The sequence below is a fragment of the Streptomyces sp. DG2A-72 genome, from assembly GCF_030499575.1.
Classification (GTDB): Bacteria; Actinomycetota; Actinomycetes; order Streptomycetales; family Streptomycetaceae; genus Streptomyces.
The window spans coordinates 4245977-4260305 of the sequence record NZ_JASTLC010000001.1; the positions used below are offsets into that span (position 1 = coordinate 4245977).

Annotated in this window: 14 protein-coding genes, 1 tRNA gene, 1 pseudogene and 1 riboswitch; of the genes and pseudogenes, 10 read left to right on the forward strand and 6 right to left on the reverse strand. The window is 70.5% G+C overall.

Annotated elements, in window-relative coordinates; all coding sequences use genetic code 11:
• The first annotated feature begins 12 nt into the window (after positions 1–12).
• Positions 13–554 (forward strand): annotated as a pseudogene (locus tag QQY66_RS19955) (DinB family protein).
• Positions 555–564: 10 nt separating this feature from the next.
• On the opposite strand, the gene QQY66_RS19960 reads toward QQY66_RS19955, so the two are convergent.
• Positions 565–1185 carry a MerR family transcriptional regulator gene (locus tag QQY66_RS19960; RefSeq protein ID WP_301987424.1) on the reverse strand — a complete coding sequence of 207 codons (621 nt, stop codon included), beginning with the start codon at positions 1183–1185 and terminating at the stop codon, positions 565–567.
• Positions 1186–1348: 163 nt separating this feature from the next.
• Here QQY66_RS19960 and QQY66_RS19965 point away from each other — a divergent pair, with 163 nt between their 5' ends.
• The 5 genes from QQY66_RS19965 (at position 1349) to QQY66_RS19985 (ending at position 5753) form a co-directional block, all read left to right on the forward strand.
• Complete coding sequence (locus QQY66_RS19965) at positions 1349–2854, forward strand: NAD(P)/FAD-dependent oxidoreductase (protein WP_301981700.1); 1506 nt, start codon at positions 1349–1351, stop codon at positions 2852–2854.
• Entirely contained in the window at positions 2851–3768 is a 918-nt protein-coding gene (locus QQY66_RS19970; RefSeq protein ID WP_301981701.1) for an alpha/beta fold hydrolase, read from the forward strand. Before QQY66_RS19965 ends, QQY66_RS19970 begins: the two co-directional genes overlap by 4 nt.
• Entirely contained in the window at positions 3765–4649 is an 885-nt protein-coding gene (locus QQY66_RS19975) for an SDR family oxidoreductase (RefSeq protein ID WP_301981702.1), read from the forward strand. Before QQY66_RS19970 ends, QQY66_RS19975 begins: the two co-directional genes overlap by 4 nt.
• Positions 4650–4726: 77 nt before the next feature.
• Positions 4727–4927, forward strand: a complete 201-nt coding sequence (locus QQY66_RS19980) for a hypothetical protein (protein ID WP_301981703.1) — start codon at positions 4727–4729, stop codon at positions 4925–4927.
• Between the two features lie 163 nt (positions 4928–5090).
• Positions 5091–5753 (forward strand): recombinase family protein, encoded by a 663-nt coding sequence (locus tag QQY66_RS19985; protein ID WP_301987425.1) that lies wholly within the window; start codon positions 5091–5093, stop codon positions 5751–5753.
• Between the two features lie 45 nt (positions 5754–5798).
• Here the strand turns inward: QQY66_RS19985 and QQY66_RS19990 are convergent, their stop codons facing one another.
• Complete coding sequence (locus QQY66_RS19990; RefSeq protein WP_301981704.1) at positions 5799–6590, reverse strand: exodeoxyribonuclease III; 792 nt, start codon at positions 6588–6590, stop codon at positions 5799–5801.
• A 69-nt stretch (positions 6591–6659) separates the two neighbouring features.
• Here QQY66_RS19990 and QQY66_RS19995 point away from each other — a divergent pair, with 69 nt between their 5' ends.
• Entirely contained in the window at positions 6660–7142 is a 483-nt protein-coding gene (locus tag QQY66_RS19995; protein ID WP_301981706.1) for a GNAT family N-acetyltransferase, read from the forward strand.
• Here the strand turns inward: QQY66_RS19995 and QQY66_RS20000 are convergent.
• Together QQY66_RS20000 and QQY66_RS20005 are read right to left on the reverse strand one after the other, a co-directional pair.
• Complete coding sequence (locus tag QQY66_RS20000) at positions 7132–7803, reverse strand: response regulator transcription factor (RefSeq protein ID WP_301981707.1); 672 nt, start codon at positions 7801–7803, stop codon at positions 7132–7134. The two genes, QQY66_RS19995 and QQY66_RS20000, sit on opposite strands and share 11 nt — an antisense overlap.
• Complete coding sequence (locus QQY66_RS20005; RefSeq protein WP_301981708.1) at positions 7764–9047, reverse strand: sensor histidine kinase; 1284 nt, start codon at positions 9045–9047, stop codon at positions 7764–7766. Before QQY66_RS20005 ends, QQY66_RS20000 begins: the two co-directional genes overlap by 40 nt.
• A gap of 166 nt (positions 9048–9213) precedes the next feature.
• Between QQY66_RS20005 and QQY66_RS20010 the strand changes: the two genes are divergently transcribed.
• Complete coding sequence (locus QQY66_RS20010; RefSeq protein ID WP_301981709.1) at positions 9214–9951, forward strand: ABC transporter ATP-binding protein; 738 nt, start codon at positions 9214–9216, stop codon at positions 9949–9951.
• On the forward strand, positions 9945–12422 hold the full coding sequence (locus QQY66_RS20015) for an ABC transporter permease (RefSeq protein WP_301981710.1): 2478 nt from the start codon (positions 9945–9947) through the stop codon (positions 12420–12422). The genes QQY66_RS20010 and QQY66_RS20015 overlap by 7 nt, the downstream gene beginning before the upstream one ends.
• A gap of 91 nt (positions 12423–12513) precedes the next feature.
• Here QQY66_RS20015 and QQY66_RS20020 read toward each other — a convergent pair whose 3' ends face one another.
• Positions 12514–13380 (reverse strand): bifunctional 5,10-methylenetetrahydrofolate dehydrogenase/5,10-methenyltetrahydrofolate cyclohydrolase, encoded by an 867-nt coding sequence (locus tag QQY66_RS20020; protein ID WP_301981711.1) that lies wholly within the window; start codon positions 13378–13380, stop codon positions 12514–12516.
• 20 nt (positions 13381–13400) lie between these two features.
• Positions 13401–13487: riboswitch (ZMP/ZTP riboswitch) on the reverse strand.
• A 163-nt stretch (positions 13488–13650) separates the two neighbouring features.
• Between QQY66_RS20020 and QQY66_RS20025 the strand changes: the two genes are divergently transcribed.
• On the forward strand, positions 13651–14088 hold the full coding sequence (locus QQY66_RS20025; protein WP_301981712.1) for a hypothetical protein: 438 nt from the start codon (positions 13651–13653) through the stop codon (positions 14086–14088).
• A 73-nt stretch (positions 14089–14161) separates the two neighbouring features.
• On the opposite strand, the gene QQY66_RS20030 is transcribed toward QQY66_RS20025, so the two are convergent.
• A tRNA-Ala gene (locus tag QQY66_RS20030) sits at positions 14162–14235 on the reverse strand.
• Positions 14236–14329: the final 94 nt, after the last annotated feature.

The window sequence follows — 14329 nt, forward strand, 5'->3', positions numbered from 1 at the left end:
GACTTCCGCGGCATGACAGAGGCGAACCCGAAAGCGGACCTGGTCCACTACCTGCAACTCGCTCGAGAAGCCCTGCACCAACCTGTTGGGGCTGGTCAAACATGTCGCCAGTGTGGAGCTGGGGTATTTCGGCGACACGTTCGGGCGGCCGTTCTTCGACAAGGAACCACCGCCCTGGTGGTACACGGAGGACTTCGAGCCCAATGCGGACATGTGGGCGACCGCCGACGAGTCACGCGAAGAGATCGTTCGGGCTGTACCACCGCGCATGGGAGCACTCGGGCAGCACGATCGAGTCGCCGGCGCTCGACGCGATCGGTCACGTCCCGTGGTGGCCGGAGGAGCGACGGCAGACCACACTGCACCACATCCTGGCGCGCATGATCGCCGAAACCCATCGGCATGCCGGACACGCCGATATCGTGCGAGAACTCATCGACGGGACCGTCGGGTGGGTGAAGGGGAAGGACAACATGCCGCCGGGCGATCAGGACTGGTGGGAAACCCACCGGCGTCGACTCGAGCACGTGGCACGGGAAGCCGGTAGCAGTTGATCCCGACCGGTTACGGCTGCTTCCGCATCCGCCGGTCCATCGCCAGCGAAAGTTCCGCCTCCACCACGCTCCGGGCCAGTGGGCGCAGGCGTTGCAGGTCGTCCTCTGTGGCGTGGCGGAGGACGACGTCGGCGAAGAGTTCGGCGAGGGCGTCGACGTGTTCGCGTACCTGTTTGCCGGCTGCCAGGACTTCTGCCAAGGGGATGCCTTCGCGGACGAGGGCGGCTGATACGTCCAGGAGTCGGCGGCTGACGTGGACGATCTCGTCGCCGTCGGTGCCGAGGTAGCCGAGGTCCATCGCGGCGGCGAGGTTTTCCGGGGTGACCTCGCCCTCGAAGCGGGCGGCGAGTTCCTCGGGGGTGAGGTGGACCGGCTCCTCTTCGGTCGGGGTGTCGACGCCGAGTACGTCGGCGACGTCGCGGCCGTGTTCGAGGGCCTCCGCCAGTTCCGCGATGCCGTTGAGGGTGTGGCCGCGTTCCAGTAGTGCCGCGATCGTGCGCAGGCGGGCCAGGTGGTGGTCGTCGTACCAGGCGATGCGGCCTTCACGGCGGGGTGGCCGGATCAGCTTGCGTTCGCGGTAGAAGCGCAGGGTGCGGACTGTGATGCCGGCCAGGCGGGCCAGCTCCTCCATGCGGTACTCGCGTCGTCCTCCGTCTTCTGCCACGTCGGAAGCCTATGTTGTACCGCCGGTAACTTTCCCATGCGCGACCCCTACCCATCAGTACGGTCCTGCCCTACTCTCCCATTGCGCCAGTGTTCACTGGCGGAGTCGCGAGCGGGTGCGTGGAGGCGGGATGGCCCAGCAGGAGCATGAGCATGTGCGGGTGGCGGTGGTCGGGTCCGGGTTCGGCGGGCTGGGAGCCGCCGTACGGCTGCGGCGCGAGGGTGTCACCGACTTCGTCGTACTGGAGCGGGCCGACAGCGTCGGCGGCACCTGGCGGGACAACAGTTATCCCGGGTGCGCGTGCGATGTGCCGTCCCATCTCTACTCGTTCTCCTTCGCGCCCAACCCCGACTGGCCCCGCACCTTCTCCGGGCAGAGGCACATCCGCGCCTACCTGGAGCACGTCGCCGACGTCTTCCGAATCCGGCCCCACATCCGCTTCAACTCCGAGGTCCAGCGCATGACCTGGAGCGGCGAGCGGCTCTGCTGGGACATCGAGACGAGCAGTGGCTCGCTCTCGGCGGACATCGTCGTCTCCGCCACCGGGCCGCTGTCCGACCCCAAGATCCCGGACATCCCGGGGCTGGACTCCTTCCCCGGCAAGGTCTTCCACTCGGCCCGCTGGGACCACGACTACGACCTGCGCGGCAAGCGGATCGCCATGATCGGGACGGGCGCCTCCGCCATCCAGATCGTGCCGGCCGTCCAGCCCCTCGCCGAGAGGCTCACCCTCTTCCAGCGCACGCCGCCATGGGTGATGCCCCGCGTCGACCGGGCGATCAGCGGCGCGGAGCGCGCGCTGCACAGGGCCCTGCCCTTCACCGCCAAGGCCCGCCGTGGACTGCTGTGGGGCATACGGGAGTTGCAGGTCCAGGCCTTCACCAGGCACCCCAATGAGCTGGGTATGGTGGAGCAGTTGGCCAAGCGCAACATGGCCCGGTCCATCAAGGACCCGGCCCTGCGCGCGAAGTTGACCCCCGACTACCGCATCGGCTGCAAGCGGATCCTGCTCTCCAGCGACTACTATCCGGCGCTCGCCCGGCCCAACGTCGACGTGGTCGCGAGCGGGCTGAGCGAGGTCCGCGGGTCGACCCTCGTCGCCGCCGACGGCAGCGAGGCCGAGGTCGACGCGATCATCTTCGGGACCGGCTTCCACGTCACCGACATGCCCATCGCCGAGAGGGTGGTGGGCGCGGACGGGCGGACGCTCGCCGAGGTCTGGAAGACCGGGATGCAGTCGCTGCGCGGAGCCTCGGCGGTCGGGTTCCCCAACTGGATGACGATCATCGGGCCCAATACGGGGCTGGGGAACTCCTCGATGATCCTGATGATCGAGTCCCAGCTGAACTACCTGGCCGACTTCGTACGGCAGTTGAACGTCCTGGGCGGCCGTATCGCCCTCGACGCCCGGCCGGGCGCCGTGCAGGCATGGAACGACAAGGTCCAGGAACGCATGAAGCGCACCGTGTGGAACACCGGCGGCTGCACCAGCTGGTACCTGGACGCCAGCGGCCGCAACACCACCATCTGGCCGGGCACGACGACCGAGTTCCGGCGGGCTACGCGGCGGGTGGATCTGTCGGAGTACGACGTCCTGCGGGTGCCCGCAGAGAAGAAGGCCGAGGTGGACGCGTGAGCCGTCTGATGCACGTGGCCTCAGGCCCGTACGCCCCACCCGTCCCCGCCCGCGAGCTCACCGCCGTCTCCGCCGACGGCGCCCGGCTGCACGTCGAGGTGCACGGCCCCGAGAACGCCCCCGCCGTCGTCCTCGCCCACGGCTGGACCTGCTCCACCGCCTTCTGGGCGGCCCAGATACGCGAACTGGCCGTCGATCACCGGGTCATCGCCTACGACCAGCGCGGCCACGGACGCAGTCCCGCGAGCCGCGCCTGCAGTACGGACGCACTCGCGGACGACCTTGAGGCCGTACTGAAAGCGGCTCTCGCGCCGGGCGAGAAGGCCGTGCTCGCCGGGCACTCCATGGGCGGGATGACGGTCATGGCCGCCTCCACGCGGGCCGGGTTCCGGCAGCATGCGGCGGCGGTGCTGCTGTGCAGCACGGGGGCGTCGCGGCTGGTCGCCGAGTCGACGGTCGTACCGATGCGGGCCGGGCGGCTGCGGACCGCGCTGACCCGGCGGATTCTCGGCTCCCGGGCACCCCTCGGACCGGTCACGCCGCTGGCCCGGCGGATCCTCAAGTACGGGACGATGGGCCCGGGTTCGGCCCCGCACATGGTCGAGGCGTGCGCGCGGATCGTGCACGCGTGTCCGCGCAAGGTGCGGTACGCCTGGTCTCAGGTGCTCAACCTGCTCGATGTCGCCCACGGCGTACGGGAGTTGACGGTGCCGACGGCCGTCGTCGTCGGCACGGCGGACCGGTTGACGCCGGTCGTGCACGCCCGCTCGCTGGTCGCCGCGCTGCCGAACTGCGTCGGGATCACCGAGCTGCCGGGGCTCGGCCACATGACGCCGATCGAGGCGCCCGAGCTGGTCACCGGGAAGATACGGGAACTCGTCACGACGTACGCACAGGTCAAGGAGGGCGCATGAGCAGGGTCAGCCTGGAGGGGCAGGTCGCGGTCGTCACCGGGGCCGCGCGCGGCGTCGGTGAACTGCTCGCCCGGAAGCTGTCCGCGCGCGGCGCGAAGATCGCGCTGGTCGGCCTGGAGCCGGACGCGCTCAAGCAGGTCGCCGAGCGGCTGCACGGCGACAGTGACCACTGGCACGCCGACGTCACCGACCACGAGGCGATGGCCCGGGTGGCGTGCGAAGTGAAGGAGCGGTTCGGGAAGGCCGACATCGTGGTCGCCAACGCGGGTGTGGCGAGCGGCGGTCCGTTCGCTGACTCCGATCCGGATGCCTGGCGGCGGGTGATCGAGGTCAACCTGATCGGGTCGGCGGTGACGGGGCGTGCGTTCCTGCCGCTGCTGCGGGAGAGCCGGGGCTATCTGCTCCAGATCGCCTCCCTTGCGGCCATCACGCCGGCGCCGATGATGACCGCGTACTGCGCGTCCAAGTCGGGCGTCGAGGCGTACGCGCACAGTCTGCGGGCCGAAGTCGGATACCAGGGCGTGAAGGTCGGGGTCGGGTATCTGTCGTGGACCGACACGGACATGGTGCGCGGGGCCGACCAGGACGATGTGATGCGGGAGTTGCGGCAGCGGTTGCCCTGGCCCGCCAACAAGACGTACCCGCTGGGTCCCGCGGTGGACCGGATCGTCGCCGGGATCGAGCGGCGGTCCAGCCATGTGTACGGGCAGTGGTGGCTGCGCGGGATGCAGGGCGTGCGGGGGTATCTGCCGGGGGTCATCGGAGCGGTCGGGCAGCGCGAGGTGAAGCGGTTCGCTCATCGGCTGGGGGGCATGCGGACGGGGCTGGTCGGTGCGGGGGGCTCCGCCGATGAGCAGGAGCGGGTTACGCGGCGTAACTGATCGACATGCGGAGCGTCACACCGCGTGTGAGGCTGGTCGAGCCCGATCCCCCTCACCCATTTCGGGAGTGAAACCACATGGGCATGAAGGACAAGTTCCAGGACCAGTCCGAGCAGTGGCAGCAGCAGGCCAAGGAGAAGGCGCGTGGGCGCCAGCGTGAGGAGCAGGGGCAGGAGCAGGAGCAGGAGCCTCAGCGGAGTGGCCGGCCGCGCGATGAGGAGACGGAACGCCTCCGGCGGGAGGAAGAGGACCGCTTCAACCAGGACTATGACGCGTAGCCGCGGCGCTCGGCTTTAGCCGTTGACGTGGGGTGCCCTGTTCTTGGGGCGCCCCACGTTGGCGTTTCCCCTTGAAACGGCTAACACGGCTAAGCCGTAAACACAGCCCACGATGCGAACGTAGGTTTGCACTGCCGAAAGTGAGACCGAAAGGCGCCGGCGACTGTCCTACTCCCCGGGCAGGCAGCGCGCCTCGATCCAGTTGTGCACCGAGCAACTGGGCTTCGCGCTGATCGCCGAAGCAACCGATCTCGGAGTATCTGCACGCAGGATGTCTCCCTTCGAGAGGCCGTCCCTCTCGTCCTGGCTGCAGCGTCCGGACGAGTACGACGCCATCGCATGGTCACATGTGGACCGCGCCGTGCGCTCAGTTGCCCATATGTCCGAGCTCACGGAACACGAGCTCCAGATCCTCCAGGACGTTCTCCTGGCACGTTCGAACGGCACTCGGCGTGAGCGCCGTACAACGACAGCCCTGCTCACCGGGGTGGCGGTCGGTGCGGGATGCGATGGGCGCATGTACTTCGCCGTGCGGAAGCGTTATCCCTACGGCGCCTACGCCTGCCGCGCCACCGCCCGAGGCGAGGTCTGCCCGACGCCCGCCGCCATTCGCTCCGACCGGCTCGAGGACTACGTGGTCGGTCGCTACCGCCAGACGGTCTCTGCAGACACCGAGGTGACCCGGGAGGACCTCCTTCGCAGCGGTGTCCGCGTCATCGTCGCCAAAGGCCGCCCCGGAGGAGGGCCTGCCCGCCTGACCGGGCCTGACGCCTCACGCCTGGCCTTCAGCATCGAGGAACCCACCGATGCACGGCAGACCGGCTAACCCCTCTGCGGGGCGGTCTGTGTCGATCGGGCCGCCCCACACCCGTCAGGTCTCGAAGACCACAGTCACAGGAGCGTGGTCCGACCACCGCTCCTCATGGCTGGCGGCCCGCTCCACGAACCCCTTCACCGCCCGCTTCGCAAGGCCGGCCGTCGCCACGGCGAGGTCGATCCTCCATCCTGCGTCGTTGTCGAAGGCCCGCCCCCGATACGACCACCACGTGTACGGCCCCGCCGCATCCGGATGCAGCGCCCGCACCACATCGACGTACTCGTCGAAGACCCGGGACAGCCACTCCCGTTCCTCCGGCAGGAAGCCGGAGTTCTTGGTGTTGCCGCGCCAGTTCTTGAGGTCGGCCTGCTGGTGGGCGATGTTCCAGTCGCCGCAGACCAGGACTTCGCGCCCGTCGGCGGCGGCGCGTTCGCGCAGGCCCTTCAGGTAGGCGAGGAACTCGCCCATGAAGCGGACCTTCTCGTCCTGCCGCTCGGTGCCGACCTCGCCGGAGGGGAGGTAGAGGGAGGCGACCGTGACGCCGGGCAGGTCGGCCTCGACGTAGCGGCCGCTGGTGTCGAACTCGGCCGAGCCGAAGCCGACCTGGATGCGGTCGGGCTCGCGGCGCGAGTAGAGGGAGACGCCGGCGCGGCCCTTGGCGGCGGCGGGGGCGTGTACGACATGCCAGCCATCGGGCTTGCGCACATGCTCCGGCAGTTGCTGCGGCTCGGCGCGCACCTCCTGCAGGCACAGCACGTCGGCTTCGGTCTCCGCGAGCCACTCCACGAAGCCCTTCTTCGCGGCGGCGCGCAACCCGTTCACATTCACAGAGGTCACAGTGAGCACCCGGGCACCCTACCGGCACACTGGACAGAGTCTAGATTTCCATCGCCTCACAAATATACGGTTGTTAGCATGCATATACGTCGCGTCCCGTTCGACCACCCCGACGCCGTCAAGCTCGACGACGAGGTCCAGGCCGAGTACCACGAGCGCTACGGCGACGGCGGCGACGCCACCTCCCTCGCCCCGTCCGACTTCGAGCCGCCGAACGGCGTGTACCTCATCGCGTACGACGACCAGGACCGCCCCGTGGCCACCGGCGGCTGGCGCAGCCAGGACGCGAACGCCGAGGGCAACCAGGACGGGGACGCGGAGCTCAAGCGGATGTACGTCGTCGCGGAGATGCGCGGGCGAGGGCTGGCGCGGCGCATGCTCACCGCCCTCGAGGACGACGCGCGTGCGGCGGGCCGTGTGCGCATGGTCCTGGAGACCGGGCTCCAGCAGCCGGAGGCGATAGGCCTGTACACGTCCAGCGGCTATGAGCCGTGCGAGAAGTTCGGTTACTACCGCCTCTACGAGTCCAGCCGCTGCTTTGCGAAGCAGCTCAACTCCTGAGGAAGGCGAGGACCGCCAGGACCCGCCGGTGGACGTCGTCGGCCGGCGGCAGGTCCAGCTTGGTGAGGATGGAGCCGATGTGCTTGCCGACGGCCGCCTCGGACACCACCAGCGCCTTGGCGATCGCGCCGTTGGAGCGGCCCTCGGCGATCAGCGCCAGCACCTCCCGCTCGCGCGGGGTGAGACGGGCGAGCGGATCCCGGCGCCGGCGCAGCAGTTGTCGTACGACTTCCGGGTCGACGACCGTGCCGCCGGACGCCACCTCGGCGAGCGCGTCCACGAACTCCTCGACCTGGCCCACCCGGTCCTTGAGCAGATAGCCGACGCCGGATCCGTCGCCGGAGTCGAGCAGTTCGGCCGCATAGGCCCGCTGCACGTACTGGCTGAGCACCAGCACCGGCAACCCGGGCCGCTCCTCGCGCAGTTGGACGGCCGCGTGCAGACCCTCGTCCTGGAAGCCGGGCGGCATCCGTACGTCCGTGACGACGACGTCGGGTTCGTGTTCGGCGACCGCCGCCCGCAGGGCGTCCGCGTCGCCGACGGCGGCGACCACCTCGTGCCCGAAGCGGGTGAGCAGCCCGGTCAGCCCTTCGCGCAGCAGCACGCTGTCCTCGGCGAGGACTATGCGGAGGGTTCTCGTGCGGGGCGGCTCGGACGGCAAGGAATCTCCATGCGCAGCAGGGTCGGTCCGCCCGGCGGGCTGGACAGGGTGAGTCTGCCATCGAGGACCGACACCCGGTCGGCGAGGCCGGTGAGTCCGGTGCCCTGTGACATATCGGCTCCGCCGCATCCGTCGTCCTCGATACGGAGCACCAGGCGCCCGCCGTCGTACCGCCCGTGTATCCCGGCCGTCTGCGCCCCGCTGTGCTTGGCGACATTGGCGAGGGCCTCGCGGGCGACGAAGTACGCGGCTGTCTCGACGGGCCGGGGCAGTCGGCCGGGCAGGTCGAGGTCCAGGTCCACCGGCACCGGGCTGCGGTCGGCCGCGTCGGTGAGGGCGGCTTCGAGGCCGTAGTCGGCGAGGACTTTCGGGTGGATGCCGTGGATCAGCTCCCGCAGTTCGGCGAGCGCTCCGTCGGCGTCCGCGTGGGCCTTGGCGAGCTGGTCGGCGAGCGGGCCCGGCGGCGCGTCGAGGCGGGCGAGGCCCAGGGTCAGGGTGAGGGCGACGAGGCGCTGTTGGGCTCCGTCGTGCAGATCGCGTTCGATACGGCGGCGCTCCGCCTCGAAGGCATCCACCAACCGCACGCGGGAGCGGACCAGTTCGGTGACCCGTTCGCTGTCCTCGGCCTTCGTGGTGAGCAGCGCACGCGCCAGCTCGGCGCGCGCCCCGGCGGCGCACCCGAGGGCGTACGCGCCGGGCGCGAGGAGCACCAGCCCGAGCACGGCGACCCCGAAGGCGCCGGGCCAGCTGTCGACGGTCCACAACTTGACCACCTTCGCCTCGCCGTCGACGGCGACGACCAGGGGTGCGCAGGCCATGGACAGCGGAACGCCCGCCAAGAGTACGACGGCCAGCGCGTCCAGCGGCCACAGCACCAGCCCGAACAGCACGGCGTACGCCAGCTCCCGCCAGGTCGCCGCTTCCTTGAGCCGCGTCGACAGCCACGCCCGCAGCCCCGGCACGGCAGGCACCCGATGCTGACCGGCGGCCACCTGCTGCCCGGCGATCCGCAGCCGCCACCGCTCCACGCCCGCCACGGGTATCCCGGCCAGCGCGGTGAGCAGCAGCAGCGGCAGCCCGACGACCACGACGGACAGGGCGGCCCCGACCACCACCCCACTGACGATCACCACCAGGACGACCGCCCCGCACACCGCCCCGCTCGCCAGATAGGCAACGGCCCGCCAGGGCCACGGGGACAGCAGGTACCCGCGGCTGCCCAGCGCCCGCCAGATGTTTCGCATGGGGATCACCGTAGGAGCCCGGAGCGCCCTGGGCGATCGGGCTGCACGGAGAGTGAGAGGTATGCCTGGCCCTACCCCAAGTCTCGGTCCTGCCGCACTGATTCGGACGGCGATCGGGCGGTTTCGTGGACACCACGAAACCGAACGACCATGACTGCGGGGAGAGATGAGACCCAACGCGATCGAATTGCGGGACATCAGCAGGCAGTACGGTGGCGGCGACGGCGGGGTGACGGCGCTGAACCGGGTCTCGCTGGCGTTCCCGCCGGGCACCTTCACCGCCGTCATGGGCCCGTCGGGGTCGGGCAAGTCGACGCTGTTGCAGTGCGCGGCCGGGCTCGACCGGCCCACGTCCGGCTCGGTCAGGATCGGCGACACGGAGCTGACCGGGCTGAGCGAGCGCAGGCTGACCTTGCTCCGCCGGCAGCGGATCGGCTTCGTGTTCCAGTCGTTCAACCTGCTGCCGTCCCTCACCGCCGAGCAGAACGTGGCCCTGCCCCTGCGCCTGGCCGGACGGCGCGTGGCCAGGGCCGCGGTGCGCGAGGCGCTCCACCGGGTCGGCCTCGGCGACCGGGCCCGGCATCGGCCCTCGGAGCTGTCCGGCGGGCAGCAGCAGCGCGTCGCCATCGCCCGCGCCCTGATCACCCGCCCCGAGGTCCTCTTCGGCGACGAGCCGACGGGCGCCCTGGACACGCGGACCGGGCGGGAGGTGCTGGATCTGCTGCGCGGCCTGGTCGACGCCGAGGGCCGCACGGTGGTGATGGTGACCCACGATCCGGTGGCCGCGTCGTATGCGGACCGGGTGGTCTTCCTGGTGGACGGGCGTGTGCACGGGGAGCTGTGCGGGGCGTCGAAGGGGAAGATCGCCGCGCACATGACGGAGCTGGAGGCCCTGCCGTGCTGACCACCACCCTGCACGCGCTGCGCACCCGCTGGACCACCTTCGCCGGCAGCTTCGTCGCGCTCTCGCTCGGCGTCGCGCTGATGACGGTCATGGGGCTGACCCTGGCCTCCTCCCTGGACGCGCCCGGGCAACCGCCGGAACGGTTCGCCGCGGCCCCGGTCGTGGTGCAGGGCCAGGACACCCTGCGCGTCGGCGACCGCACCCAGAAGCTGGCGCAGCCACGTCCAGTCCCCGCGCAGACGGTCGCCGCGCTGCGCACCCTCGGCAAGGTCACCGAGGACTGCGCGTTCGCCGTACGAGCGGAGCGCGCGCCCGGTGATCTGGTGGGTCACCCGTGGTCGACGGCCGCCTTCGCCCCGTACGAACTGAGCGCGGGCCGTGCGCCCCGGGCCGCGGACGAGGTGGTGGCGACCGACGACTGGACCGCCGTAGGGCAGAAGCTGCGCACGGACCACGGGACGGTGCGGGTGGTCGGGACGGTGCGTGCACGTGGCTTCGAGGACGCACTGTTCTACCCGGATGCCCGGGCCGCCGCGCTGTCTCCGCCGGTCATGCGACTCGTCGTGGACGCGCAGGCGTCGGAGGTACGACGGCTGGTGGCTCCCGGCGTGCGCGTCCTCACCGGGGACGAACGGCGGCTGGCGGACGCCGATCCCGACCGTGACGCCGAGGCGCTCACCGCGCTGAACGCCCTGTTCGGCACGGCGGGCGGCGTCACCGCGTTCGTGTCGGTGTTCGTCGTGGCGTCCACGTTCGCCTTCGCGGTCGCCCAGCGGCGCCGCGAGTTCGGGCTGCTGCGCATGGTGGGGGCCACTCCGGGCCGGCTGCGCCGCATGGTCGTCGCGGAGGCGCTGACGGTCGGCGCGCTCGCGTCGACGGCGGGCTGCGTGCTGGGGGCGTACGGCGCCCCGCACCTCGCCGGCCTGGTCGTCGACGGCGGCCTCGCACCGGCCTGGTTCACGATCGGCGACCACAGCTGGCCGTACCATCTGGCGTTCTGGACGGGCCTGTCGGCCGCCCTGTGCGGGTCGGTCGCCGCGTCCTGGCGGGCCGGGCGAACCGGTCCGACGCAGGCGCTGCGGGAGGCGTCGGTGGACAGCGGGGCGAGCGGGATGCGCCCATGGGGCCGTCTCCTGTGCGGGACAGCCCTGCTGGTCACGGCCGCCGTGACCCTGGTCCTGGCGCTGCTGACCGAGCCGGGCGACCTACTGCACCGCAAGACGTACATCAGCCGCCCGATGCTCCTGATCACCGCGGTCGCCCTGCTGTCCCCGGTGCTGGTGGGTCCGCTGACCCGGCTGATCGTCCGGCTGCCCGGCGCGATCGGCCTGCTGGTCCGGGAGAACGCCGCGGCCGGCGTCGGACGTACGGCCGCCGTGGCCGCCCCGGTTCTGGTCACGGTCGCTCTCACGGGCTCCCTGCTGGGCGCCACGGCGACCTTGAACGAGGCACGGGCGACCGAGGCACGGGAGCAGACCGCCGCGGACTTCGTGGTGACGTCCCGGGTGGGGTCTGGGGTGGAGTCTGGGATGACGCCTTTGGACGCGGCGACCGTGCGGCGACTTCGGGAGGTGCCCGGGGCCGAGGTGTCTCCGGTCGCGTCGAGCGCGGTGTACGTCCTCGAGGACGGCGTCGCCCTCATCAAGTCCGAGGCCCACGCCGTCGATCCACACCGACTCGCCGCCACCGCACGCCTGCCGCTCACCGACGGCCGCGTCACCGACCTCGACGACGACTCGATCATCGTCAACGAGGAGTGGTCCCGGCACCGGGTCGGCGAGCACGTGACGGTCTGGCTCGGCGACGGCACCCGACGGTCCCTGCGGATCGCCGGGGTGATGCCGGTGGGAACCGGGGACAACGGGGTGTACATCACGGCGGCGAACGCGCCGGGGGCGGTGGTGGAACGGGTGGATGTGCGGGTGCGGGAGGGGGCGGACAGGGCGGGTGTGGTGAGGGCGTTGCGGCAGGCGGTGGGGTTGCGGGAGGCAGTGGGCGGCCGAGGGCATGCGGCGCACGCTGACGTCGTCACCTCCGACAAGTGGCTCCGGACGGCCTTCCCCACGACCGGCTTCGCCGACACCGACCGAACGACCCGCCTCGGCATCCTGCTCGTCCTCGGCATCGCCCTCCTCTACACCGGCATCTCCCTCGCCAACACCCAGATCATGGCGGCCTCCGACCGCGCACGAGAGCTGACAGCACTACGCCTGGCCGGCGCCACCCGCACCCAGGTGCTGCGCCTGGTCGCCGCCGAAGCCCTGACCGTCGTAGTGATCGGCGCTCTCCTGGGCCTCCTGGTGACCGTCCTCAACCTCCTCGGCATGTGGGGCGCCCTCACCCTGCAGTCCGTGTGGTCACCGATCCGACTCCCCTGGGCGGAACTCGGCGCGGCAACGGGCGCGTGCGCGCTGCTGGCTGTGGCATCCGCGGTGCTCCCGACCGCGGTGGCACTGCGCCTGCGCACATAAGAAATCCCGCCCGAGGACTCGTGAAGATCGTTTCCCGTGGTGTTGAGGCTCCGGTGATAGTGATCCGGTGGGTCGGCCGACGCGGGTGGTGTCAGTGTCCCGGGACTCCGAGCTGACGCGCGGCGGCGTCCACGGTCTGCGCGAGCAGGACTGCGATGGTCATCGGCCCGACGCCGCCGGGGACGGGAGTGATCAGGCGGGCGCGGGTGCGGGCGGTGTCGAAGTCGACGTCGCCGACGTTGCCCGGGTTGTACCCGGCATCGATCACCACCGCGCCCGGTTTGACGTCCTCGCCGCGGATCAGCCGGGGCCGTCCCACGGCCGCCACGACGATGTCCGCTTCCCGGACGAGCGCGGGCAGGCCAGTGGTGCGGGAGTGGCAGTACGTCACCGTGGCGTCGCGTGCGAGCAGGAGCATCCCCACGGGCTTGCCGAGGATGGCGCTGCGGCCGACGACCACGGCGTGCTTGCCGGCTATTTCGATGTCGTATTCGTCCAGGAGTCGCAGGATCCCGCCGGGTGTGCACGACTGGAAGCCGGGCAGTCCAAAGCTCATGGCGGCGAAGGAGTGCATGGTGACGCCGTCGACGTCCTTCTCCGGAGCGATGGCCTCGAACGCCGCCCGTTCGTCGATGTGCGGGCCGGCCGGGTGCTGCAGCAGGATGCCGTGCACCTCGGGGTCGCTGGAGAGGGCGGCGAGTGTGTCGATGAGTTCGGCGGTCGTGGTGGTGGCGGGCAGTGGGATGTGACGGGAGTGGATGCCGGCCTTCGCACAGCGGGTGCGCTTCATGCGGACGTACGTGACCGACGCGGGGTCTTCGCCCACCAGCACTGTCGCCAGGCATGGTGCGACACCTGCGCGCCGTGAGATCTCCGCTGCCTTGGCGGCGGTTTGTGCGGTGATGCGGCGGGCGAGGCCGGTGCCGTCCATGAGCTGGGCCATCTGGGTCGGGGGCATGTCGTCTCCCAGGCGTCGTTGCTGCTCGCCCAGGCGCACGGCATTGACGGTTTCGTCAGGCCGCTCCCCGGTGGTACTCCACCCCAGCGCCAGTCACGGCCCATGCCGCACTGTAGTGGACGGTGGGCAGCCGATACCCCTGATACTTCGCCACCTCGCTGATGGATCACAGACCACGGACAGGGCAGGGTTGCCTCGTGGTGTGGCATCAAGTGCCAGGAGGCTGCCGCGAGTTGTCCTCTGGGGGTGTCGGCGGGAGCCGGGGGAATCATGGCGTCGCACTTCGAGCGTTTGGACCAGGGCGAGTCGGCCGCGCGTGACCAGTTGTCCGGGCTGCACGAGGAACTTGAGCGGATCCACAAGCAGATCGCGGATGCCGAGGACCGGCTGCGCCGATTGGCGATCACGCGGGAGACGCTGAAGTCCCTGCCGGCAGACCCGCCGCCGGCGGCACCTGAACAGACCTCTACAGCGCATCAATCGGCTCCTGCAGAACAGGAGTTGGCCAAGCAAGCGGCCGGTGAGCTGTGGACGGATTCCGACTTCGTGTTCACCACGCGCTGCGGCACACCGTTCGAACCCCGCAACTTCAACCACCGGTTCGTCGACCGGTCGGCCAGGGCGGGCGTCCGCCGGATTCGCCTGCACGACACTCGGCGCGCACTACGCGAGCTCGGCAAGCACCCTGGGAAGCAAGATCGAAAGTAGTTGCTCTACTTCGCTGCTGTACGGCATGACAAAGCCCCTACCGGTGATCACCAGTAGGGGCTTTGAGCTGCGGTGGACCTGTGGGGATTTGAACCCCAGACCCCCTCGATGCGAACGAGGTGCGCTACCGGACTGCGCCACAGGCCCTTGCAACGAGTGAAACCTTAGCACCCCGATCCGGATGCTTGGAAATCCGTTCCTTTGCCGGTCGAGGGGACAGGGCTGGTGGGGCGGGTGGGAG

What these genes read in the sequence shown, in the direction of transcription:
- QQY66_RS19960 (WP_301987424.1), bottom strand. Translation starts at nt 1,185, where the DNA reads ATGGAGGAGCTGGCCCGCCTGGCCGGCATCACAGTCCGCACCCTGCGC.
- QQY66_RS19965 (WP_301981700.1), top strand. Translation starts at nt 1,349, where the DNA reads ATGGCCCAGCAGGAGCATGAGCATGTGCGGGTGGCGGTGGTCGGGTCC.
- QQY66_RS19975 (WP_301981702.1), top strand. Translation starts at nt 3,765, where the DNA reads ATGAGCAGGGTCAGCCTGGAGGGGCAGGTCGCGGTCGTCACCGGGGCC.
- QQY66_RS19980 (WP_301981703.1), top strand. Translation starts at nt 4,727, where the DNA reads ATGGGCATGAAGGACAAGTTCCAGGACCAGTCCGAGCAGTGGCAGCAG.
- QQY66_RS19995 (WP_301981706.1), top strand. Translation starts at nt 6,660, where the DNA reads ATGCATATACGTCGCGTCCCGTTCGACCACCCCGACGCCGTCAAGCTC.
- QQY66_RS20005 (WP_301981708.1), bottom strand. Translation starts at nt 9,047, where the DNA reads ATGCGAAACATCTGGCGGGCGCTGGGCAGCCGCGGGTACCTGCTGTCC.
- QQY66_RS20010 (WP_301981709.1), top strand. Translation starts at nt 9,214, where the DNA reads ATGAGACCCAACGCGATCGAATTGCGGGACATCAGCAGGCAGTACGGT.
- QQY66_RS20020 (WP_301981711.1), bottom strand. Translation starts at nt 13,380, where the DNA reads ATGCCCCCGACCCAGATGGCCCAGCTCATGGACGGCACCGGCCTCGCC.
- QQY66_RS20025 (WP_301981712.1), top strand. Translation starts at nt 13,651, where the DNA reads ATGGCGTCGCACTTCGAGCGTTTGGACCAGGGCGAGTCGGCCGCGCGT.